Genomic DNA, 24,374 nt, shown 5'->3' with positions numbered 1-24,374 from the left:
GACGTGGGGCCGGGCGGAGCGACGGCGAGGGCGGGCGGGCCGGACACGAGGGCGCCGGTGGACCCGGGCGGCACCGGCGCGGCAGCGCGGGTGGCGCCCGGTGTGCGGCTGGGCGCCCTGTCCCTCGTGTGGCGGCCCTGGGTCGCGGGCGTCACGCTGCTGCTGGCGGCCGCGGCCTTCCTGGTGTTCTGCGTGTCGATCGGCGTCGGGGACTTCCCCATCGGCCTGCCCCGGGTCGTCGCCACCCTCCTCGGCCGCGGCGAACAGGTCGACGCATTCGTCATCATGGACCTGCGGATGCCCCGCGCCCTGGCGGGAGTCGTCGTCGGCGTGGCCCTCGGGGTGTCCGGCGCGCTCACCCAGTCCCTCGCGCGCAACCCGCTGGCCAGCCCCGACGTCCTCGGCATCACCAGCGGCGCGGGCGCGGTCGCCGTGTTCCTCGTGACCGTGTCGGGCGGCGCCGCCACGGCCGTCGTCAGCTCCGTGGGGCTGTCGGCGGCGGCCCTCGCGGGCGGTCTGGGCACCGGACTGCTGGTCTACTCGCTGGCGTGGCGCCGGGGGATCGACGGCTTCCGGCTGATCCTGATCGGCATCTCGGTGACCGCCGTGATGCAGGCGATCACGACCTGGCTGCTGGTCACCGCCGACATCAGGGACGTGGCCCGCGCCCAGGCGTGGCTGGTCGGCTCGCTCGACAACCGCTCCTGGGACGAGGTGCGGGTGGCGCTGTGGTGCACGCTCGCCCTGCTGGTCGTCGTGTCCTCGGTGGCCTTCCAGTTCAAGCCGATGCACCTCGGCGACGACGTCGCCGCCGGACTCGGCGTCCGCTACTCGGCGGTGCGCGCGGTCCTGCTGCTGTGCGCCGTCCTGCTGGCGGGCGTCGCCGTGAGCGCGGCCGGTCCGGTGCCGTTCGTCGCGCTGGTGGCCCCGCAGGTGGCGATGCGGCTCGCGCGCTGCCCGACGCCGCCGCTGACGGCCTCCGGCCTGGTGGGGGCGCTGCTGCTGACCGGCTCCGACCTCGTCGCGCGCACGGTGCTGCCGGTCTCGCTGCCGGTCGGAGTGGTCACCGCCGCGATCGGCGGTCCGTTCCTCGTGTATCTGCTGGTACGGGCGAACCGCGGTTAGCTGATACAAAGTAAGGCGAGCCTAGCCTAGGGGGCACTGTGGTCGCTCGGTCCGTCACGGAGGTCGAAACGCCGGTCGGCGGTGTCCCGCGGCTGGCCGCCAGAGGGGTCACCGTCGGATACGGCGCTCGGCCCGTCATCGACGGGCTCGACGTGTCGGTCCCGCCGGGAGTGATCACCACGATCATCGGCCCCAACGGCTGCGGCAAGTCGACCCTGCTGCGGACCCTGTCCCGGCTGCTGAAGCCGACCGGGGGATCGGTCGTGCTGGACGGCGAGGACATCGGCACGCTCAGGACCCGGGACGTGGCGAAGAAGCTGGGACTGCTGCCCCAGGCGCCCGTCGCCCCCGACGGCCTGACCGTGTCCGACCTGGTCGCCCGGGGCCGCCACCCGCACCAGAGCTGGCTGCGCCAGTGGTCCTCGGACGACGTCGACGTGGTGCGGCGCGCGCTGGCCATGACCGGGGTGTCCGACCTCGCGGACCGCCCGGTCGACTCGCTCTCCGGCGGCCAGCGGCAGCGCGTCTGGATCTCGATGACCCTCGCCCAGGGCACCGACCTGCTGCTGCTCGACGAGCCCACCACCTACCTCGACCTGGCGCACGCCGTCGACGTGCTCGACCTGGTGGACGACCTGCACGAGTCCGGCCGCACGGTCGTCATGGTGCTGCACGACCTCAACCTCGCCACGCGCTACAGCGACCACCTCGTCGTGATGCGGGACGGGGCGGTCCTCGCGCAGGGACACCCGCGGGAGGTGGTGACCGCCGAGTTGCTGCTGGAGGCCTTCGGTCTGCGGGCCAAGGTGATCGACGATCCGGTGGGGGACCGGCCGCTGATCGTGCCGATCGGACGCGCCCACGTGGAACTCGACCGGGCGGACCCACAGTTGTCGAAGTGAGGGTAGGCTAACCTCACTCGGGCGCGATAAGGTTTGCTGCCCTCAGACGGGGCGCAGTGGACGGCGCGACAGCAAGGGACCCCGGATGCTCCTCAGAACGACGCGTACGACGCCCTGGCGACGCCTGGCGGCGGCCCTGTCCGCCGCCGCACTCGGCGTCGGCCTCCTCGCGGGGTGCGGTTCCGGCTCGGACGACCCGGCGGACGGGGCCGGCAGCGCGGGCTCCACCGGCGGCGGCGCCTTCCCGGTCACCGTGGAGCACGCCTTCGGGACCACCGAGGTCAAGGAGGCGCCCGAGCGGGTCGTCTCGGTCGGCTACACCGACGACCAGACCGTCCTGGCCTTCGGCATCAAACCCGTCGGCATGGTCGACCAGTACCCCAACCCCGCGGGCCGGAGCCCCGACGTCAACACCCAGTGGCCCTGGGTCAAGGACAAGTGGGGCGACAGCAGGCCCGAAGTCGTCATGGAGAACGGCGACTCGGGACCCAACATCGAGAAGATCGCCGCCCTGCGCCCCGACCTGATCGTCGCGGTCTACTCCGAGATCGACCGGGCCGCCTACGACAAGCTCTCGAAGATCGCGCCGACGGTGGCGCGCACCAAGGCCGAGAAGGAGCCGTTCAGCGCCCCCTGGCAGGACAACGCGCTGCACATCGCCAAGGCGCTCGGCAAGGCCGACGAGGGCGAGAAAATGGTGGCCGACATCGAGGGCAAGCTCGCCGCGGCCAAGAAGGCGCACCCCGAGTTCGCCGACCAGACGGCCGTCGCGCTCTCCTGGTACAAGGACTCGGTCGCGCCGTTCACCTCCACCGACGTGCGCGGCAGACTGCTGACCGGCATCGGCTACCAGTACCAGACCGAGATCGACAAGGTCGCCGGCGGCGACTTCTACACCACGCTCTCCCCCGAACGCGTCGACCTGGTCGACGTCGACCGCATCTTCGTCATCAACGACAGGGCGGACCAGGAGGCGCTGAAGAAGTTCGAGCTCTTCACCAACCTGGACGCCGTCAAGAACGGCAAGGTCTCCTACCTGCTGGACAGTGAGGGGCCGGCCGTCGGCGCGGCCATCTCCCAGGGCACGCTCCTGTCCATGCCGTACGCGATCGACGAACTCGTCAAGTCGGCCGGGCAGGGGTGAGCCTCACCGGCACACCCCCCGCCCCGGCCGTCCTGCGCACGGCCACCGGACGCGAGGCCGCCCGCTGGGTGGCGGCACACTGCCGCGAGGCGCCCTGGCTGACCACGGCCACCGTGCTCACCACGGTGGCCGGAGCGGCCCTCCAGGTGCTGCCGGTGCTCCTGCTCGGCCGGGTGGTCGACGCCGTGGTCGGCGGCGAGTCGCAGTCCGTGCTGGTCACCGTCGGGGCCCTGATGGTGGCCGCCGCGCTGCTCGGCGCCGCGGCCACCGCGGTGTCGACCTACCTCGTCGGACGGCTGGGCGCCGACCTCCTCGCCCGGCTGCGCGAGGGCGCCGTACGCGCGGTCCTCGGCATGCCCAGCGCACGCGTCGAAGAGGTCGGCCGCGGCGACGTGCTGTCCCGGGTCGGCGACGACGTCGCCGTGATCTCCAAGGGCATCCGCACCGCCGTCCCCACGGTGTTCTCGGCGGGAGTGCTCGTCGCCATCGCCACGGCCGGCATGTTCGGACTCGACTGGCGCCTCGGCCTGGCGGGCGCCGGCGCGCTGCCCGCGTACGCCCTGGCCCTGCGCTGGTACCTCCCGCGCTCGGCCCCGCTCTACCAGAAGCAGCGGATGGCCCAGGCCGACCGCGCGCAGGCACTGATCAGCGGCCTCAACGGCATCGACACGGTCCGGGCGTACCGGCTGGAGGGTGCCTTCCGCGAGCAGGTCACCCGCGAGTCGTGGCGGGTGCGCGACCTCGGCATCGAGGTGTTCCGGTTCTTCGGCCGCTTCGTCGGCAGGGAGAACCGCGCGGAGTTCATCGGGCTGACCCTCATCCTCCTGGTGGGCTACGCGCTGCTGGAGGCCGACGCCGCCACACTGGGCGAGGTGTCGGCGGCCCCGCTGCTCTTCCACCGGCTGTTCACCCCGCTGGGCGCCATCATGTTCACCTTCGACGAGGCGCAGAAGTCGGGGGCCAGTCTGACCCGGCTGGTCGGCGTGCTCGGCGAGGACACGCAGGACCGCCTCGTGGGCGACGTCTCCGCGCCCCCGGCCGCGGCCGGCGCCCACCCGGTGACGGTCCAGGGGCTGACGTTCACCTACCCGGGTGCCGGGGAACCGGTCCTCAGGGACATCGACCTCACCATCCCGGCGGGCGGTTCGCTGGCCCTGGTCGGTGCCACGGGCGCGGGCAAGACGACCCTGGCGGCGCTGGTCGCGGGCACCGGGCGACCCCAGTCGGGGTCGGTGCGCGTCGGGCCGACCGACCTGGCCGGACTGGACGAGGCCGGGGCGCGGGCGCTGGTGAGCATCCTGACCCAGGAGACGCACGTGTTCTCCGGCCCGCTCCGCGACGACCTGCGGCTGGCCGCTCCGGGCGCGAGTGACGCCGAACTCACGGACGCGCTGCGCACCGTCGGCGCCGGGGGATGGCTCGACACCCTGCCCGGCCAACTGGACACCCTGGTGGGCGAGGGCGGCGAGCGCCTCGACGCGACCAGGGTCGCCCAGGTCGCCCTCGCCCGGCTCGTCCTGAGCCGGTCGCCGGTGGTGGTGCTGGACGAGTCCACGGCGGAGGCGGGCAGCGAGGGCGCCGCCGAACTGGAACGGGCGGTACTGGCCGCCTGTGCGGGCCGGACCACGCTGTTCGTGGCGCACCGGCTGACCCAGGCCATGGCGGCGGACCGGATCGCCGTCCTGGACGCCGGACGGGTCGTGGAGGAGGGGACGCACGAGGAGCTGGTGGCTCTGGGCGGTCGGTACGCCCGGCTGTGGCGCGCTTGGCGCGAGGGTAGTTAGGCAAGCCTTACTTGTATTGGCCCGCGTTCATTCCCTGGAAGGGCGTTGAGTCTTCGATGACGGAACCGACCGCTCGTCACGTACTGCTTTCCTCCCGGCACCTCACCGACCTGCGCCGGCGGACCGGCGACCACGGCGACGCCGCCCTCGCCACGGCGTGCGCCATCGGGCTGTCGTACTGGGCGACGGGGCAGAGCCCCGCCGGTCTCGACCTCACCCCTGCCACCCTCTTCGGCGACGTGCTCGCCTGGGCCGACAACGGCGGTGAGGCGCCCGGCGGTTGGCACGTCGCCGCGGACGGCCGGACCATCACCCTGCCGGAGGGCGTCGTGCCGTACGACGCGCAGCTCGCCCTCGACGACCTGGCCGACTTCCCGGACCGCCCCCTGGGCACCATCGGCCCCGGGAGCCCGGGAGCACGGCTGGAGAACCTGGCCCGGTGGAACGACACCGACGTCGACCGGGAGCGCCCGACCCTGGTCGAGATGTTCCTCGGGCAGGCGCACGCCCGGCCGGACGCCGTGGCCGTCGTCGACGAGCGGCGCACGCTGACGTACCGGGAACTGAGCGTGTACTCGGCCCAGCTGGCCCACCGGCTGCGCGCCCGCGGCCTCACCGGCGAACAGGTCGTCGGCATCTCCCTCGAACGCTGTGCCGACATGGTCGTCGCACTGCTGGGCGTGCTCCGGGCCGGCTGCGCCTTCGTCCCGCTCGACCCGCACTGGCCCGCCGGACGCCGGGCCGTCGTCGTCGAGGACGCCCGCGTCGCCGTACAGCTCAACGACTCCGGCGAGCACGCCGCGGGCGAACCGGAGGCCGTGCCCGTCGGCCTCGGCGACTGGCGGCACGGCGGCCTTCCCGCCGAAGGGCCCGCACTCACCGTCCGGGGCGACGCCCTGGCCTACGTCATCTTCACCTCCGGATCCACCGGACGCCCCAAGGGCGCGATGATCCGTCACGAGGCGATCAGCGAACGCCTGCTGTGGCAGGTCCACGAGGTCCTGGGCTTCGGACACGACGACACGTCGCTGTTCAAGGCGCCGCTCTCCTTCGACATCTCCATCAACGAGATCTTCCTGCCCCTGGTCTGCGGCGCCCGGCTCGTGGTGCTGCGCCCGGGCGGCGAACGCGACCCCCAGCACCTGCTGGGCGTCATCGCCGAGCAGCGCGTCACGTTCACCTACCTGGTCTCCTCCATGCTGGACGTCCTCCTGGAGATGGCGGGCGACACCGGTCGCCTGGACAGCCTGCGCCACGTGTGGTGCGGCGGCGAAGTGCTCACCCCCGAGCTGTACGAGCGCTTCCGCACCCGGCTGGACATTCCCCTGTACCACGGCTACGGACCCGCCGAGACGACCATCGGCGTCTCCCACGTCGTCTACCGGGGCGCCGCCGAACGCCTGTCGACGTCCATCGGCCGCGCCAACCCCAACACCCGCCTGTACGTCCTGGACGACGAGCTGCGCCCGGTCCCGGTCGGCGTCGGCGGCGAACTGTACGCGGGCGGCTTCCTGCTGGGCCGCGGCTACGTGAACGCGCCCGGCCTGACGGCGTCCCGGTTCGTCGCCGACCCCTTCGCGAACGACGGCTCCCGGCTCTACCGGACCGGCGACCTCGCCCGCTTCGCCCCCGACGGTTCCCTCGACTTCCTCGGCCGGGCCGACAACCAGATCAAGATCCGCGGCATGCGGCTGGAGATCGAGGACGTCGAGGCCGGCCTCGCCGAGCACCCCGGCGTCCGCCACACCTGCGTCGTCGCCAAGAAGAACACGGCGGGCGGCACCTACCTGGTGGGATACGTGATCCCCGCCGCCGGACACGGGAACCTGCGGGCCGACGAGGTGAAGGCCTGGGCGGCCGAGCACATGGTGGAGTACATGGTGCCCGCCCACGTCGTGGTGCTGGACTCCTTCCCCCTCACCGCCAACGGCAAGCTCGACCGGCACGCACTGCCCGAGCCCGCCGCCGCCGTCCCCGCGGCCGTCCCCCCGGCCACCGAGGCCGAACGCGCCGTCTGCACGGCGGTCGCGGCGGTCCTGCAACTGGACGAGGTCGGAGCCGACCAGGACTTCTTCCGGCTCGGCGGGGACAGCATCCTCGCCATCTCCCTGCTGAGCGCCCTGCGCGACGCCGGCCTGCACGTCACGGCACGGCAGATCTTCACCCACAGCACCGTGGCGGCGCTGGCGGCGGTGGCGAGCCGCGAGGACACCACCGCCGTCGACCACCGCGACGTCCCGACCGGCGCCGTCGTGGGACCGCCCGTCGTGCAGTGGCTCGGCGAAACCACCGACGCCGTCGACGGCTTCGTGCAGTCGGTCGTGCTCAACACCCCGGCCGCCCTGACCGCCGAGGCCCTCGACGAGATCCTCGCCGCCCTGGTCCGCCGCCACCCCGTGCTGCGCGCCCGCCTGGTGCGCGGCGACCGGTGGGGCTTCGACATCCCCGAGGAGTCGCCCGAGCGGCGGCACTGGCAGGGCAGCGACCGGCCGCTCGACGCCTGCACCGCCCTCGCCACCGGGGCACTCGACCCGGTGGGCGGCGTGATGCTGCGCGCTGTCTGGCGCCGTGCGGCACACCAACTGGTCCTGGTCGTCCACCACGTGGTGATCGACGGGGTGTCCTGGCGGGTGCTCATGGAGGACCTCGCCACGGCGTGGCGGCACCTCACCTCCGGCGCACCGGTCGAACTCCCCGTGACAGGGACGTCGTTCCGCCGCTGGACCCAGCTCCTGGAGCGCGCCGCGTCCGACGCGGACGGCGCGTACTTCCGGCGCCCGCTGCCCGCCGCCGACGAGCCGGTGGGCCGGCGCCCGCTCACCGCGGACGACACCGTCGCACGGGAGCGGACCCGGACGGTCGAGACCGGCGCCGCGACCACGGCGGCACTCCTCGGCCCGGTCCCCGCGGCGTTCCACGCGAGCGTCAACGACGTACTCCTGACCGCCCTGGCCGTCACCCTCGCCCGGTGGCGCCGCGACCTCGGCCAGGACCAGACCTTCGCCCACATCGAACTGGAGGGCCACGGCCGAGAGCCGGGGTTCGTGGCGCCGTCCGCCGGATTCGAGCCGGAACTCTCCCGTACCGTCGGCTGGTTCACCACCCTGTTCCCGGTGACCGTGGACCCCGGCACCGCACCCGACCTCACCGCACCCGGGTACCTCACCACCGCGCTCCAGGCGGTGAAGGAGGACCTCGCGCTCGTACCGGACAACGGGATCTCCTACGGCGCCCTGCGCCACCTGAACCGGGTCGCGTTCGACGCACCGGCCCCTCAGGTGCTCTTCAACTACCTCGGCCGTTTCGGCGCGGGAGCGCCGGGGGACTGGCAACGGGCCGAGAGCACGGCACAGTTGGGCGAGAAGCGTGACCCGGCGATGCGCCTGCCCAGGGCCCTGGAGTTCAACGCCGTCGCCGAACCCGGCCCCGACGGCCGGTACCGGCTGGTCACCACCGTCTCCTGGCCCGGGGGCGTGTTCACCGAGCAGGACGCCACGACGCTCACCGGGTACTTCCAGGACGCGCTGACCGGACTGGCCGCGCTCGAGCGGGGCGGCCACTCGCCCAGCGACTTCCGCCCGCTGCGACTCACCCAGGCCGACGTCGACGACCTGGACGGCCCCGCCCTGCGCGACATCCTCCCGCTCACCCCGCTGCAGGAGGGCCTGTACTTCCACTCCGTCTACGACGACGAGGCCGCCGGCAGCTACGTCGAGCAGCAACTGCTCACCCTGGAAGGCGACGTGGACGCCGAACGGCTCGCCGCGGCCGCCACCCGCCTGCTGACACTCCACCCCAACCTGGCCGCACGCTTCACGGCCCTCGCCGACGGCCGCGTGGTCTCCGTACTGGAGAGCGGCCACCACGCGCCCTTCACCGTGCTGGACCGCCCCGGCATCACCGACGAGGAGATCCACGACCTGGCCGAGCGGGACCGCCGGGCCGGATTCGACCTCGCCGCCGGCCCCCTCATGCGCTACACCCTCGTCCGCTCCGGAGCGGGCCGGCACCTGCTGGTGCAGACCGTGCACCACATCGTCGCCGACGGCTGGTCGGTGCCGCCGATGCTGCGCACCCTGCTGGCCGAGTACCACCGGCCGGGGTCCGTCCGTCCGCTGGGCGGGTTCCCCGAGCACGTGCGCCGGCTCGCCGCGGCCGACGGCGGGGTGGGCGACCGGGTGTGGCGCGAGCAACTCGCCGGCCTGCCGGGACCCGCACTGATCGCCGAGGGCCACACCCCCTCCGACCGGTTCGCGGACACCGCCGTGACGGCCGGGTCCGACGTCGACGCGGCCGCACGCGCGGCCGGAGTGCCGCTGAGCGTGGCCGTGCACACCGCCTGGGCCCTCACCCTCGGCGGCATCCTGCACCGCGACGACGTCGTCTTCGGGTCCACCGTCTCCGGCCGGGACGCGGACGTGCCCGGCATCGAGGACATGGTCGGCCTGCTCATCAACACCGTCCCGGTGCGGGTCCGCTGGAGCGCGGAGACGACCGCCGCCGAACTGCTCGCCTCGGTACGGGCCCACCACAGCGCCGTCCTGCCCCACCAGCACGTCTCACTGGCGCGCATCGCCCGGCAGGCCGGCACCGGCCCCCTCTTCGACACCCTGGTGGTGTTTGACGTGGCCACCGACGTCCGCGCACTGCGGGAACCCGGCCACACCCTGGCCGTCACCGGCATCGTCAACGAGGGCGCCCCGCACTACCCGCTGACCCTGGTCGTCGAGCGCACCCCCGACGGCGCCCCGCGCTTCAACGCCGTCCACGACGCCGGACTGCTGCGCGAGGCACAGGTCCAGAACATCCTGCACACCTTCACCCGGAACCTCACCGCCCTGCTCACCGGACCCGACACACCCGCCGGCACCCTCACGTCCCCGGGCACCCGGCCCGCGGCGCCCGTGCCCCGCGCGACCCTGGGCGACCTCCTCGACGCGGCCGCGCGCCGCGACCCGGCCGCCACCGCCGTCACCCAGTGCTCCCTGGACGGCACCACCCGCTCCCTGACCTACGGGGAGCTGGCCCGGGACAAGGACGCGCTCGCCGCGGTCCTGCGCGCGGCCGGCGTGGCGCCCGGCAGGCTGGTCGCCGTCGCCGTCCCGCGCTCCGTCGAGCAGGTCGTCGCCCTGGCCGCCGTGGCCGGCGCGGGCGGGGCGTACGTACCGCTCGACCCGGCCCACCCCGACGAACGGCTGCAGTACGTCCTCGCCGACGCCGCCCCGCAGGTCGTCCTCGTGGACCGGGAGCAACACGCACGCTTCGCACGGCTGCTGGCGCGGGCGGACGTACCGGCCCGCGTGCTGGTGCAGGGCGACGTTCCGACGCCGGCGGCCGGCACCGGGCCCGTGGCCACCGCGGGCCCGCACGATCCCGCCTACGTGATCTACACGTCCGGCTCGACCGGCCGCCCCAAGGGCGTCGTGGTCCCGCACTCCAACGTGGTGACCCTGCTTGCCAACACCCGGGCGGACATGGGGTTCGGACCGGACGACGTGTGGGTCCAGTTCCACTCCTTCGCCTTCGACTTCGCGGTCTGGGAGCTGTGGGGCGCGCTGGTCCACGGCGGCGAGCTGCTGGTGCCGGAGTACGCGCTGACCCGGTCCCCGGTCGACTTCCACCGGCTGGTCCGCGAGCGCGGGGTGACCGTGCTCAACCAGACGCCCTCGGCCTTCCACCAGTTCGCCGAGGCCGACCGGCACGCCGGTGAACCGCTGCCCGCGCTGCGCCGGATCATCTTCGGCGGTGAGGCGCTCGACCTCGGGCGACTGCGCGGATGGGTCGAACGGCACGGCACCGCCACGCCCGAGCTGGTCAACATGTACGGCATCACCGAGACCACCGTCCACGTCACCCACCGGGTGTTCACCGACGCGGACTTCGAGCCAGGCGACGACGCGGCCCCGATCGGCCCTCCCGTCCCGGGCCTGACCACCCACCTGCTCGACGACCGGCTCAGGCCGGTGCCGCCGGGACGGGTGGGCGCCGTCTACGTCGCGGGCGACCAGGTGGCCCTCGGCTACCTGGGCAGACCCGGGCTCACCGCGGGCAGGTTCGTGGCCGACCCGTTCGCGGGCGACGGCTCACGGATGTACCACACGGGCGACCTCGCCCGCCGCACCCCCGACGGCGAACTGCGGTTCGCCGGACGCGCCGACGACCAGGTTCAGCTGAAGGGTTACCGCATCGAGCCGGGCGAGGTGGAGGCCGCCCTCCGCGACCTCGACGGGGTGCGGGACGCGGCCGTCACCGTCGCGGACACCGGCGACCACCTGGTGGCGCACGTCGTGGGCCGGGTGCCCGGCGACCTCACCGCCCTGCTGTCGGCACGGCTGCCCGCCCACATGATCCCGGGCCGGCTGCTGTCCGCGGACGCCCTCCCGCTGACGGTCAACGGCAAACTCGACCGCGAGGCCCTCGTCCAGCGCGCCACCGAGACCCCCCGGACCGGGGGGACGGCGGCCGAGGCGCCTCCCGGCACCGCAGCCCCCGACGCGCGGACGGCCCTCGGCGCGGTCCTCCGCGTCTTCGCCGAGACACTGCCCGGTTCCGCACCGGACGCCGGCACCGACTTCTTCGCCGCCGGGGGCGACAGCATCGTCGCCATCACCCTCATCAACCGCGCCCGGGCGCTCGGCCTGCCCCTCACACCCCGGGACGTCTTCCTGCTGAGGACACCGCGCGCACTCGCCGAGCACCTCGCCGCAAGGACACCGCAGGCCCCGGCGGCCGCGCCCGCCCGCCGAGCGGACGGCCCGCTGCCGCCCACGCCCATCGTCCTGCGCCAACGCGAACTGGGCGGCCCGCTCGCCCGGTTCGCCCAGGCCAGGACGGTGCAGACCCCCGAGGGCACCGGGTTCGCCGACGTGGAGCGCGCCGCGCGGGCCGTGGTGGCCGCGCACCCGGCACTCCGGCTGCGCCTGCACGTCGACCACGGCGTCTGGTCCCTGCGGACGGAGGCCCACCGCGAGGTCACGGTCGCCCGGGCCGTCGGCACCGACGCCGCGGCCGCCGCCGACGCGGCCGCGGCCCGCCTCGACCCGGAGGCCGGGGACGTCGCCGCCTTCAGCTGGCTCGAGGCGAGCCGCACCCTGGTCGTCACCGTGCACCACCTCGCCGTCGACGCGGTCTCCTGGCTGATCCTGCTGGACGACCTGGCCGGAGCCCTGCGCGGGACGCCCGTGCCGCCGCCGACCACCTCCTACGCCGAGTACGCCGAGGAACTGACGCGGCGGGCGGCCCACGCGGTCGCCGGCCTCGGCCACTGGACCACCGTGCTCCGGGCCCCCACCCCGCTGCCCCGGGCCGGGCGACTGCGCGAGAGGACGGCCGTCCTCGCCCCCGGCACCAGCGACCGCCTGACCCGTACCGCGCCCACCGCACTCGGCGTTGGCCTCACCGAACTGCTGTGCGGCGCGCTGCGCACCGCGCTGACGCGCGTCCAGCCGGCGCCCACCGACCTCGCGGTCGACCTGGAGCGGCACGGCCGGGTCCCGGCCGCCGGACACCACGACTACACCCGCACCGTCGGCTGGTTCACCGCGATCGCGCCCGTACGCCTGACCCCGCACACCGACCCGCTCGCCGCGGCGCGCGAGGCCGCCGAACGCCTCCCGGACGAGCGCGAGCACGTCGCCTACGGCCTGCTCAGATACCTCAACCCGCAGACCGCCCCGCTGCTCACCGCCCACCCGCAGGTGCTGTTCAACTACCTCGGCCGGGGCGCCGAGTCCGACGCCCCGCACCTGGCGAGCGGCGACCGGAGCAGTCCGTACGCCGTCGAGGTGAACGCCTGGACCGACGCGGCCACGGGCAGCCTGCACGCCGTGTTCACCCTCGCCGAGGGCGTCCCCGACACCCTCACCGCGCACTGGCTGGCCGCCCTGGAGCAGCTCGCGGACACCGCCGGCACGGCCGAGCGCACGGCACCGGTCACCCCCCTCCAGCGGGGCCTGTACTTCCAGTCCCAGCTGACGGGACCGACCGGGCACTACGTGGCCCAGAGCTGGTTCACCCTCCAACGGCGCCTGGACACCGGGGCGCTGGCCGACGCCATGGCCCACGTGATCGCCCGGCACCCGGTCGTGGGCGCCGGCTTCACCACCGACGACGACGGCAACCCGGTCCAGGTCCTCGCCGCCGGCCGGCGCGTCGCGGTCCGCACGGTCCGGGCGGCCACGGACGCCGAGGCCGAGGCCCTGCGTCTCGCGGACCGCGACACGGGCTTCGACCCGGGCGATCCTCCCCTGGTCCGGCTGACCGTGGTGCGGCTGCCCGGCGACCGCGACGGCCTGCTGCTCAGCTACCACCTGCTGCTGTGGGACGGCTGGTCGCGCGAGACGGTACTGCGGGACCTGTTCGACGCCTACGAGAACATCCTCGCGGGCACACCGCTCGACGCGACCCCGGCCACGCCCTCCTTCGAGGACCACGCCAGGGCACTCGCCGCGAAGGACCCGGCCGCCGCCGAACGCTTCTGGGCCGGGCACCTGGCCGGTCTGCCCGGACCGACCCTGCTGGCCGGACCGGAACCGTCCCTCTCCGGCGACCTGCCGCGCGCCCTCGTCCACACCCTCACCGCCGCCCGGTCCCAGCGGCTGAGGGAGGCGGCCAGAACGCACGGGGTCACCCTGAACTCGGTACTGACCGGCGCGTTCGGGCTCCTCCTGGGCGCACACACCGGCCGCGCCGACGCGGTGTTCGGCGTGACCGTCTCCGGACGGGAGGGCGAGGGCGCCTCCGGCGTCGTGGGCGTCCTGCTCAACACCGTGCCGCTGTGGACGCGGGCCCGGCCGCACGACACCGTCCGCGCCTACCTGACCGCCGTGCAGGCGGCCCGGGTCGAGGCCATGGAGCACGAGCACCTCGGGCTCGGCGAGATCCAGCGCGCCGCGGGACACGACACGCTGTTCGACAACCTCTTCGTGCTGCAGAACTTCCTCGATCCGGACGCCTTCGCCGAGATGAACGCCCGTCACGGCATCACCTCGGTACACGCCGAGGACTCCACGCACTACCCGTTCACCTGGGTCGTCACCCCCGGCGACCGGCTCACCGTCAAGCTGGAGCACCGCGACCACGACACCGCCCGCGCCCGGCGCCTCCTCGACGACTACCTCCGCGTCCTGGACGACCTCGCCGCGGCCGACGGGCCCGTCGGCGCCCTGCCGGGCCCGGCGCCCGCCCCCGTTCCCGGCGAACGCACCGGCTTCGGCACGGACACGGTCGTCGACCGCTTCGACCGGGCCGCCGACCGCGACCCGCGGCGGGTGGCGCTCGTCGCCCACGGCACGGCCCTGACCTTCGCCGGACTCCGCGACCGCAGCCGCGCGGTGGCGGGCGCACTGGTCCGGCGCGGCATCGGCCCGGAGACGACGGTGGGCATCGCCCTGCCGCGCTCCCTCGACTCGATCGTGGCGCTGTTCGCCGTGCTGCGCACCGGCGCCGCCTACGTGCCCCTGGAACTGGACCACCCCGACGAGCGCATCGCCGCGATCGTCGCGGACGCCCGTCCGCAGGTCACGCTCACCGTCAGCGCGGTCGCGCCCCGGCTCACCGGCGACCTGATCGAGCTGGACCGCCCACTGCCCGAGGCGGAGCCGTACGTGACGTTCGCCCCGGACGACCCGCACCGGCTGCGGCACCCCGCGTACGTCATCTACACCTCCGGTTCGACCGGGAGGCCCAAGGGCGTGGTGACCGAGTACGCCGGGCTCACCAACATGCTGGTCAACCACCGGCGCCGGATCTTCGAACCGGTCCTGGCCCGGCACGGCCACCGCACCTTCCGGATCGCCCACACCGTGTCGTTCGCCTTCGACATGTCGTGGGAGGAACTGCTGTGGCTCGCCGACGGCCACGAGGTGCACATCTGCGACGAGGAACTGCGGCGCGACGCACCCCGGTTGGTCGAGTACTGCGCCGAGCACGCCGTCGACGTCGTCAACGTGACGCCCACCTACGCCCGGCAACTGGTCGCCGAGGGCCTGCTCGACGACCCCGTGCGCCGGCCCGCGCTGGTCCTGCTGGGCGGCGAGGCCGTCACCCCGGCGCTGTGGCGGCGGCTCGCCGAGACCGAGGGGACCGTCGGCTACAACCTCTACGGACCCACCGAGTACACCATCAACACCCTCGGCGTCGGCACCTTCGAGTGCCCGGACCCGGTGGTGGGCGTCGCGATCGACAACACGGACGCCTACGTCCTCGACCCCTGGCTGCGGCCACTGCCCGACGGCGTCCCCGGCGAGCTGTACGTCTCCGGCGTCGGCATCGCCCGCGGCTACCTCGGGCAGACCGCGCAGACCGCGCACCGCTTCGTCGCCTGCCCGTTCGGCGCCCCCGGCGAGCGGATGTACCGCACCGGCGACCTGGTGACGCGCCGTCCCGACGGGAACCTGACCTACCTGGGCCGCACCGACCAGCAGGTCAAGATCCGCGGTCACCGCGTCGAACCCGGCGAGGTCGAGGCCGTGTTCGCCGCACACCCGGCGGTGCGGTTCGTCGCCGCCCTCGCCCAGCCCGACCCGCAGGTCGACGGGGCCCACCGGCTCGCCGCCTACCTCGTGCTGGACGGCGCCGACCTCGCCGCGGTCGCCGCCGAAGTGGGCGCCGCGCTGCCGGACTTCCTGCGCCCCACGCACTACGCCCGGGTCGACGCCATCCCGCTGACCGTGAACGGGAAGGCCGACACCGGGGCGCTGCCGGAGGCCAAGCCGCTGGGCGCCCTGACCACGGCGGAGGAGCGCGGTCCCGCGACGGAGACCGAGACGACGGTGTGCGAGTTCTTCGCCGAGGCACTGGACCTGGACGACGACGAGGTGAGCGCGGTGAGCGACTTCGTGTCCCTCGGCGGGCACTCCATGCTGGCGGTACGGCTGACCGGACTGCTCCGCCGGGAGTACGGTCCAGTGATCACGATCCGCGACCTGTTCACCCTGCGCACCCCGGAAGCGATTGCCCGCCACCTCGATGAGAACTGATGACAAGCAGCGGACCCGCGAGGGGTCCGGCATCCTGCGCACCGCCCTGCGCCGCAACGTCGGCGCGATGGCCTGGGGCACCCTGCTCATGGGCCTCTACCAGGCCGGGGAGACCGCCTTCCCCATCGCGCTCGGCCTGATCGTCGAGCACACCATGCGGGAGCGGAGCCCCGGCTCGCTCGGCGTCTCGATCGGCGCGCTGGCCGTGATCATCACGACCGTGTCGCTGTCGTGGCGGTTCGGCATGCGCATCCTGCAGAAGGCCAACACCACCGAGGCGCACCGCTGGAGGGTGCGCGTCGCGGCCTGCGGGCTCCAGCCGGTCGCCCGCGACACCGACCTCAAGTCCGGCGAGGTGCTGACCGTCGCCACCGAGGACGCCGACCAGACCGCCGACATCATCGAGGTGGTGCCGCTGCTCATCAGCTCGCTCGTCGCCGTGCTGATCGCGGCGGTCGCGCTGGGCCTCGCCGACCTGCGGCTCGGCGCGCTGGTCCTCGTGGGGACCGTCGCGATCCTGTCGGTCCTGAGCGTGATGTCCCGGCGGATCGGCTCGAGCACCCGCGAGCAGCAGGCCCGGGTGGCCCGCGCGGGCGCGAAGGTCGCCGACCTGATCACCGGGCTGCGCCCGCTGCACGGTTTCGGCGGCAACCACGCCGCGTTCCGGTCCTACCGCAAGGTCAGCGCCGAGGCGCGCGCGCAGTCCGTCACCGTCGCCCGGGTGGGCGGCGCCTACGCAGGCGCCGCGCTGGTCCTCAACGCGGTCCTCGCCGCCGCGGTGACCCTGACGGCAGGCCTGCTCGCCTTCGAGGGCCGGATCGACATCGGCGAACTCGTGATGGCCGTGGGGCTCGCGCAGTTCATCATGGAGCCGCTGAAACTGTTCTCGGAGATGCCGAAGTACGTGATGGTCGCGCGGGCCTCGGCCGAGCGGATGGCGCTGGTGCTGACGGCGCCGCCGGTGACCACGCCGGGCACGGACCGGCCGGCCGCGGACACCGGCCTGGAGGTCGACGGCGTCCGGCACGGGGCCCTGCGCAAGGTGCGGTTCCGGGTGGCCGCCGGCGAGTTCGTCGCCGTCGCCGCCCGCCGGCCGCGCGCCGCGGCCGACCTCGCCGCGGTCCTGGCGCTGCACGTACCGCCGGACGCCTACGAGGGAGCGGTGCGGCTCGGCGGCCGGGACCTCGCGGACCTGGACGTCGAGGCGGTCCGCGAACACCTGCTGGTCAACCCGTACGACGGTGAGATCTTCGCGGGCACCCTGCGTACGAACATCGACCCGTCCGGCACCAGTACCACGGTGCCGGAGGCCGTCGAGGCGTCGATGCTGACCGACGTCGTCGCCCTGCACCGCGAAGGGCTCGACTACGCGGTCCGCGACCGCGGTGCCAACCTCTCCGGGGGCCAGCGCCAACGGCTCTCGCTGGCCCGCGCACTCGCCGCCGACGCCGACGTCCTGGTGCTGCGGGACCCGACCACGGCCGTCGACGCGGTCACCGAACAACTCGTCGCGCGCAACGTGGCCAAGCTGCGCCGCGGGCGCACCACCCTCGTGATCACCACCAGTCCCGCCCTGCTGGACGCCGCCGACCGCGTCCTGGTCCTGGACGACGGCGTCGTCACCGCCGAGGACACCCACCGCAACCTCCTGGCCCACGACGAGGAGTACCGCCTCGCGGTGACCAGGTGACCAGGAACCAGGTGACCCGCTCCGGTGACCTCGGAGGCGGGTGACGCGTTGCACCCGTACCGGATGTTTGCCGTCGCGCCGACGGGAAAGGGGCTCTGTGATCACCGGTGGCGACAATCCGGTGCAAAGCAGGCAGAAGTCGGATCAGCAAGGAGGTTTCGATGTCCTCGAAGCGACGTCGCAAGAAGAAGGCCCGCCGCAAGAACGGTGCCAACCACGGCAGCCGTCCCCAGAGCTGAGGACGTCTCCTGCGCGTGGGGCGGGCGGCGGTCGCCGCCCGCCCCACGCGTGTCCGGGCCGGGTCAGCGGGCCAGCGCCCAGGCGGTGTCACGGAGCAGCGCGTGCCGCCAGCCCGCCCGGTCGTGGCCCGACGCCGAGCGCGAAACCCGCACCGTCGCGCCGGCCTGCTCGGTCAGCGCCTCCACCAGCGCGCAGTGCGGAAGCATCCGCGTCTCGTGCTCGCCCACGTCGAAGGCGACCCGCAGCCCCGACAGGTCGGGCCGCCCGCGCAGGCGCTCCGCGAGAACGCCGCCGGCCGGGCCGCCCAGCGGATCCGCCGACCGGGCCGCCCCGGGCGACCACCACAGCGACGGCGACTGGCAGGCCACGCGCGAGACCAGACCGGGGAACTCCAGAGCGGCGTACAGCGCGCTCAGCCCGCCGAGGCTCTGCCCCGCGACCACCAGCCGGTCCGGGTCCGCGCGGACACCGCTCCCGGCCACGAGGGGCAGCAGTTCGTCCCGGACCGCCTCCCACAGCGCGGGCCGGCACCCGAACTCGGCCGCACGGTCCTTGGCCGGGACGAACACGAGCGTGACCGGCGGCAGGTCGCCGCTCACCACGGCCGACTCGAACGCGGTCGTCGCCGGGTGGAGGTACAGCCAGTCGTCCCCGTCGAGGAGCAGGACCACCGGTCCGCCCCCGCCCACCGCGTGGACCCGCACGGTACGCCGCCCGCCGAGCCGCTCGCTCGCCCAGCGCAGCCGGGTGCGGGGCAGGGGCAGGACGTCGTCCGGGCCGACGGCGGGCCAGTGCGGCTGGGGCGGGGCGTCCGGCGTCGCGGCCACGGACCGGTCGCCGCCCGCGCCCGCCGGGTTGCACGGATCGGCGTACGCCGCGTCGCCCACGAGGAACTGGTAGGTCACGCGCAGCCGCGGCGGCATGCGTACCTCGGCGTACCAGCAGTCCGTCTCGCCCCACCTGCGCAGCGGCACCGGCGCCGACCAGCTCTCGAAGCCGATGCTCGCCGCCCCGGAACCGCGGCGCAGGAACAGGGTCGTCCAGCCGTCGCCGTCCGGTACCGAGGCGGGCGTGCGCGCCGTGGCCCAGAAGGCGTCGGTGCCGGGCACTCCCGGCAGTCCGAACGCGGCGAAGTCCGCTTCCCCCGTCAACCTCATCGACCTCTCCTTGTGGAGCGGAAAGCCAGAAGGCTAAGCTCGGCGACTGCAGTGATTATCAGGCGAGCCTAACCTGATTCTCCCGGGAGGCAGCGGGATGAGCACCAACCCCTTCGACGACGCCGACGGCCGCTTCCTGGTCCTCGTGAACCACGAGGGCCAGCACTCGCTCTGGCCGTCCTTCGCCGAGGTCCCCGGGGGCTGGACGGTCGCCTTCGAGGAGAACAGCCGCGACGCCTGCCTCGAGTTCATCGAGACCAACTGGACGGACCTGCGCCCCCGTTCCCTCGCCGAGGCCGCCGACGCCTGACCCGCGGCCACGGGCGGAGCCGCCCTCCGCCCGTGGCAGGCGCGAGGACGTCACGCGGTCCCGGTGAACTCCCAGGTGCCGTGGCCGACCCGGTGGACGTCGAAGCCGGGCGCCGACCGCACGAACTCCGCCCCGCGGGGCGCCGTCGCGCGCGCCCCCTCGCCCACCGGGACGTGGACCTCCGCCCGCGATCCCACGGGAACCCGTACCGTCAGCCGGAGTTTCCCGCCCACGGCGGACCACGCCGCGGACGCCTCCCCGCGGACGGTACGGATCGAGGTCCGCGCCCAGTCGACCCCCGTACGCGCGTCCGGACGGACGGTGAAGGTGCGGTAACCGGCGTCGCCCGGCCGCAGCCCCGCCACGTTCTCGTACAGCCACTGGGCGACGGTGCCGTGGAAGTAGTGGTCGCGGGAGCGGGAGTCCAGCGGCCACATCTCCCACATGGTGTCGGCGCCGTTGTCGTGCCAGTGGCCCCAGCTCGGGTAGGTGGTCTGGGTGGCCAGGGCGTGGGCGACGTCCGGCCGGCCGTGCGCGCACAGCACCCGCAGCAGCACGCTCGTGCCCAGCGCGCCCGTGTTCAGATGGTTGCCGCGCTCCTCGATGTCCGCCACCAGGCTGTCCAGGACCGTACCCCGGGCGCCCGGCGGCACCAGCCCGAAGGCGAGGGGTATCGCGTTGGACGTCTGCCGGTAGTCCGGGTCCTTGGCCGTGCGGTAGTGACCGTCCGGGCCGAGGAACTCGGCGTTCAGCGCGTCCCGCAGCCCCCGGGCGGCCACCCGGTAGCGCGCCGGGAGGTCCTCGTCCCCCGGCAGTCCGGTGAGTTCCTCGCCCAGCTCCGCGGTGAGCAGCAGCGCCCGGTGCAGATAGGCCGTGGCGGTCAGGCGGGTGTCCTCGGGCGGGTTGCCGCCGTACCCGGGGGCCAGGTAGTCGCCGAGCGCGGTGTCGGCCAGGCCGTCCGTCAGCCGGGACAGTTCCCAGTCCAGGTACCGGGTCAGGGTCTCCCAGTGGTCGCGCGCCGCCCGGTCGTCCCCATAGACGCGGTACAACTCCCGGACCACGAAGGGGTACACGGTCGTCCACTCCGGGGACGGCGCCGCGTTCTCGTAGCCCCAGCCGCCGCTGGGCACGATCACCGGGAGCCGGCCGTCGCCGTTCTGGCTGTCGGCGAGGTCGCCGAGCCACTTCGACAGGAAGCGCTGCATCCCGAACGCGTACGTCATGACGGGCGTGCCGAGCTGGGCGTCGCCGGTCCAGCCGTTCTTCTCGTACATGGGGGTGTCGGTGGGGATGCCGTGCAGATTGTTGAGCACGGTGCGCCGCATCGCCCGGTCCAGCCACTCGTAGAACGGCTCGGAGCAGGAGAAGGACCCGGTCTCGTCGACGCGCGAGTGCACCAGGCGTCCCAGCACGTCCGCCGGCGCCGGAGGCGCGGACAGGCCGTGGACCTCGACGTACCGGAAGCCCTTGTAGGAGAAGGAGGGCTCCCAGACCTCCTTGTCCCGGCCCGCGCACACGTATTCGTCCGTCTGGAAGCGCCCGGGAACGTGCCCGGTCTCGGCGTGCACGCTGCCGTCGTCCTTCAGCTTCTCGCCGTGGACGAGCCGGACCACCGTGCCCCCGGCGGCTCCGCGCACGGTCAGCCGCGTCCACCCGGCCAGCGTGCGGCCCATGTCGACGACGTACACCCCGGGGCGCAGCTCCTCGACGGCGACCGGGCGGACGGTGCCGACGATCCCGATCGGATCGTGCGGCTGCGCCCGCAGCGTGCCGCCGGGGGCCTCGCGCACGCCGGCCCCGCGCCACCCCGAGTCGTCGAACCCGGGCCGGGTCCACCCGTCGGGCGCCAGCCGGGCGTCGTGGGTCTCCCCGGCGTACAGGGAGTTGGACAGCGTCGGGCCCTCGGTCAGGCGCCACCGGTCGTCGGAGACGACGGTGGTGCGGGTCCCGTCCGGGTGGTCGATCTCCAACTGGGCGAGCAGGCGGGGCTCGCCGTGCCAGGGGGCGCGGTGCCAGTTCCAGACGTTGGGCGTCGTCATGCCGTAGAAGCCGCGTCCGAGCGTGACGCCGATGGCGTTCTCCCCGCGCCGCAGCAGGCCGGTCACGTCGTGGACGGCGTACAGCACCGTCTCGTCGTAGTCGGTGAATCCCGGGTCCAGGACCTGGGTGCCGACGCGGCGGCCGTTGATGTGGGCCTCGTAGTAGGCGAGTCCGCCGATGTGCAGGCGGGCGCGGGCGACGCGCCCCCGGACGGTGAAGGAACGGCGCAGCAGCGGTGCGGGCGGTTCGGGCGCGGTGACGGTGACACCGCTGGCCCAGGGGCCTTTGCCGTAGGGGGCGAGGACGGCGGCGGCGTCCCAGCCGCTGTCGTCGAACCCGGGCTGCTCCCAGCCCTCGGGTGCCGCGTCGGTGGTGCGCCAGCCGTCCCCGGTGCGCAGTTCGCGGGCGGCACCGTCCTCGGTCTCGACGACGTACCGGACGAGGAGGCCGCCGGGGTTCACACTGGCCCCGGGGCGGTTGGTGGCGAGCGCGGCGACGACGACCTCCGTCCCGGCCGAGCGCGTCGCCGCCGTGACGTCCGCGGTACGCCCGGTGCGCCAGCCGTCGGTCTGCCGGGGCGCGTGCAGGACTTCGCCGCCGTCGACGTACAGGGTGAAGTCGTCGTCCGCCGTCGCGGTCACCACGGCCCGCTTCACCGCCGAGCCCGCGGGCAGCGAGAGCGTCGCGCGGAACCGGCGTTCGCCCTCCGGGGCGTCGGAGGAGGTCGCGCCGGGGGACCAGATCCAGGACGCGCCGTCGGGGGACGGCGGAGCGGGCGGCTCGTCGGCGCCGATCCAGTGGGCCCGCCACCCGTCGGCGGGCAGGGTGGTCTCCCACCAGCGGAGCTCGCTCCAGCCGGAGCGCCGGCCGTCGCCGTCCCAGACCCGGACCTGCCAGTGGTAGCGGGTGCGGGGGAGCAGCGCGGGGCCGCCGTAGGGGACGCCGACGCTGCGGTCGGAGGCGACCTTGCCGGAGTCCCAGACCGTGTGGGCCCGCCCGCTCCGGCCGCCGGGGTCCTTGGTGACGCGGATGTGGTACGCGGTCTGCCGGGCGCCGTGCCCGGGAGCGGCCAGCTCCCAGGACAGACGCGGGTGTCCGACGTCCGTGCCGAGCAGGTTCTCCGCGTACTCGACGCTGGTGCGGACCACGCGGAGTCCCCGGTGGGCCGCGTCGGTCCGGGGCCCCTCCCGGTTCGCCCCGGCCCCGGCCCCGGCTGCGGCGGCCGCGCCGCCGGCGGACAGCGCGGCGACGGTGGTGCCCGCGGTCGCCACGGCGCCACGCAGGAAGACTCTTCGGTTCCAGCCCTCGGTCGTGCCCCGGGTCATGTGTATCCGCCTTTGCTCGCCGTGCCGGCAACGAACCGCGCGTGGACCCGCGCCGGCTGCCTGAAGGGACATGCAACGTGCGCTCAAGTGACGTACAAGGGTGCTGAAGGGGATTGAAACGATTCAACCACTCTCGTCACGATCCTATGCACGTGCTGTGCGGGGCATCAAGACATGTGACACGTGGGGCGAGGGACCGGTGAAGCCCGTCCGTGCCGTCTGCCGGCGGCGCGGCGGGGCCGCGGGGAATTCGCTCGCGGCCCGTGCGGCGGGACCGCTAGCCTCCGGCAGGGCGCCGGCCGGGCGGCGCGTACGGAGGGAGCGGGGCATGGCGGACCAGGGTGCACGGACCGACCGGCTGGGCCTGTTGCTCGACCAGTTCGACCAGGCCAGGGAGATGGCCGAGGTCCGGCTGACGGGACTCGGCGACGCGGAGTACCTGTGGGAGCCGGTCGCGGGCTGCTGGTCGGTCCGCCGGCGGGCGGAGGCCGCGACGCCGCGGGCCTACGGCCCTGGCGAGTGGGTGCTCGACAAGGGGGCCCCGGACATCCCGTCGAGCGAGTACGCCGAGGTCGCCCGCCAGGCGGCCGGGGGCATGCCGGTCGCCAGGATCGCCGACGACTGGAGCGTGGGTGTCGAGCGGGTGGAGGAGGTGCTGGCCTTCACCGGCACGCCGGAACCCGACGAGAGCCCGGTGACCACCATCGCCTGGCGGCTGGCGCACCTGCACTCCTGTTTCGCGGGCCAGTGGGAGTGGACCTTCGGGGAACGCCGCCGGGACCCGCGGCTGCTGGTGGACTTCACGCCGTCGGCCGCCCTGGCGCTCGAGCGGTTCTGGGCGACGGTCGACCGCTGGCGCGAGGACGTCGCGTCCGTCACGGACGAGCAGCTCGACACGATCGGCTTCTCGCAGTACCCGTACGGTTCGGACCCCGGCGACCCGTACATCGCCGTCGTGGCCGGTTCGAGCCTGGAGTTCATCCACCACATGGCCGAGGTCGCGCTGCTCCGCGACCTGTGGCGGGCCGGCTTCCCGGCCCGCGGATGACGGGACGCGCCGCCCGCCCGGTCACCGCTCCTCCCGCCGCCCCTCTTCCTCCTGCGTGTCGAACCGGGCCAGGCGTGCCGTCACGTCGTCGGCCAGGCGGGTGAGGAGGCGGGCGAGGTCGTCGCGGTCCTGCCGGGGCCAGTCGGCGAGCGCCTCGGCGAACCAGCCCAGCAGCGAGGTGACATAGCGGTTGGCGGCCTCCGTGCCCGCCCCGGTCGGTTCGATGAGGCTCGCGCGGCGGTCGTGGGGGTCGGCGACGCGCCGTACGAGACCGCGCTTCTCCAGGGTCTGCACCTGGCGGGTGACGTGCGGGCCCACGACCTGCATCCGGTCGGCGATCTCGCCGATCCGCAGCGCCCTGTCCGCGGTGCGCAGCGACACCAGTACGCCCATGGCGGGCCGGTCGAGGGCGAGGCCGGCCGCCTCGGCGGCGCGTTCGGTGAGCCGGCTCTTGGTGATGGCGGCGCTCAGCTGGGTGATCCGGGGCAGCACGGCGAGCAGGTCGGCGTGCGGGTTCTGAGGCGCCGGCGGTCCGGCGGGGTCGGGGGTCAATGAGGTCTCCATTTGCATACCTGAGTTAGGTATCTATATCGTGGGGAGTGGCCGGTGCTCGCAAGGGTGCCGCGTGGC

12 protein-coding genes are annotated in these 24,374 nt (G+C 74.1%); 9 read left to right on the top strand and 3 right to left on the bottom strand.

All coding sequences use genetic code 11. The features are described 5' to 3' along the window. The 7 genes from HZS56_RS10380 to HZS56_RS39065 all read left to right on the top strand — a co-directional run. A partial coding sequence (locus HZS56_RS10380; RefSeq protein ID WP_374201117.1) for a FecCD family ABC transporter permease occupies window positions 1–1,125 on the top strand: 1,125 nt, incomplete at its 5' end. Window positions 1,126–1,163: 38 nt separating this feature from the next. Then, on the top strand, window positions 1,164–2,027 hold the full coding sequence (locus tag HZS56_RS10375) for an ABC transporter ATP-binding protein (RefSeq protein WP_216720438.1): 864 nt from the start codon (window positions 1,164–1,166) through the stop codon (window positions 2,025–2,027). Window positions 2,028–2,112: 85 nt separating this feature from the next. Beyond that, window positions 2,113–3,171 carry an iron-siderophore ABC transporter substrate-binding protein gene (locus HZS56_RS10370; protein ID WP_216720437.1) on the top strand — a complete coding sequence of 353 codons (1,059 nt, stop codon included), beginning with the start codon at window positions 2,113–2,115 and terminating at the stop codon, window positions 3,169–3,171. Next, complete coding sequence (locus HZS56_RS10365; protein WP_216720436.1) at window positions 3,168–4,955, top strand: ABC transporter ATP-binding protein; 1,788 nt, start codon at window positions 3,168–3,170, stop codon at window positions 4,953–4,955. The genes HZS56_RS10370 and HZS56_RS10365 overlap by 4 nt, the downstream gene beginning before the upstream one ends. Window positions 4,956–5,011: 56 nt before the next feature. After that, window positions 5,012–15,934 carry a non-ribosomal peptide synthetase gene (locus tag HZS56_RS10360; protein ID WP_216720435.1) on the top strand — a complete coding sequence of 3,641 codons (10,923 nt, stop codon included), beginning with the start codon at window positions 5,012–5,014 and terminating at the stop codon, window positions 15,932–15,934. Then, window positions 15,924–17,624, top strand: a complete 1,701-nt coding sequence (locus HZS56_RS10355; RefSeq protein WP_216720434.1) for an ABC transporter transmembrane domain-containing protein — start codon at window positions 15,924–15,926, stop codon at window positions 17,622–17,624. The genes HZS56_RS10360 and HZS56_RS10355 overlap by 11 nt, the downstream gene beginning before the upstream one ends. A gap of 161 nt (window positions 17,625–17,785) precedes the next feature. Continuing rightward, window positions 17,786–17,863: a 50S ribosomal protein bL37 gene (locus HZS56_RS39065; protein WP_370443954.1), complete on the top strand. Its 78-nt coding sequence runs from the start codon at window positions 17,786–17,788 to the stop codon at window positions 17,861–17,863. 63 nt (window positions 17,864–17,926) lie between these two features. Here the strand turns inward: HZS56_RS39065 and HZS56_RS10350 are convergent, their stop codons facing one another. Further along, window positions 17,927–19,021: an alpha/beta hydrolase-fold protein gene (locus tag HZS56_RS10350; protein ID WP_216720433.1), complete on the bottom strand. Its 1,095-nt coding sequence runs from the start codon at window positions 19,019–19,021 to the stop codon at window positions 17,927–17,929. Window positions 19,022–19,118: 97 nt separating this feature from the next. Here HZS56_RS10350 and HZS56_RS10345 point away from each other — a divergent pair, with 97 nt between their 5' ends. Further along, window positions 19,119–19,331, top strand: coding sequence for an MbtH family protein (locus tag HZS56_RS10345; protein ID WP_216720432.1), 213 nt, complete (start codon window positions 19,119–19,121; stop codon window positions 19,329–19,331). Window positions 19,332–19,381: 50 nt separating this feature from the next. Here the strand turns inward: HZS56_RS10345 and HZS56_RS10340 are convergent, their stop codons facing one another. Next, window positions 19,382–22,696 (bottom strand): family 78 glycoside hydrolase catalytic domain, encoded by a 3,315-nt coding sequence (locus tag HZS56_RS10340; protein WP_216720431.1) that lies wholly within the window; start codon window positions 22,694–22,696, stop codon window positions 19,382–19,384. A 328-nt stretch (window positions 22,697–23,024) separates the two neighbouring features. Here HZS56_RS10340 and HZS56_RS10335 point away from each other — a divergent pair, with 328 nt between their 5' ends. Next, window positions 23,025–23,744: a DinB family protein gene (locus HZS56_RS10335; protein WP_216720430.1), complete on the top strand. Its 720-nt coding sequence runs from the start codon at window positions 23,025–23,027 to the stop codon at window positions 23,742–23,744. 21 nt (window positions 23,745–23,765) lie between these two features. Here HZS56_RS10335 and HZS56_RS10330 read toward each other — a convergent pair whose 3' ends face one another. Beyond that, the gene (locus HZS56_RS10330) at window positions 23,766–24,308 is read right to left on the bottom strand and encodes a MarR family winged helix-turn-helix transcriptional regulator (RefSeq protein ID WP_216720429.1); all 543 of its coding nucleotides are present in this window, start codon (window positions 24,306–24,308) and stop codon (window positions 23,766–23,768) included. Window positions 24,309–24,374 lie beyond the last annotated feature (66 nt).

Origin of the sequence: Streptomyces mayonensis, from assembly GCF_018982965.1 — a bacterium.
Lineage (GTDB): Bacteria > Actinomycetota > Actinomycetes > Streptomycetales > Streptomycetaceae > Streptomyces > Streptomyces mayonensis.
Note: the sequence above shows the minus strand (reverse complement) of the source record. Positions and strands in the feature narration are given on the sequence as shown.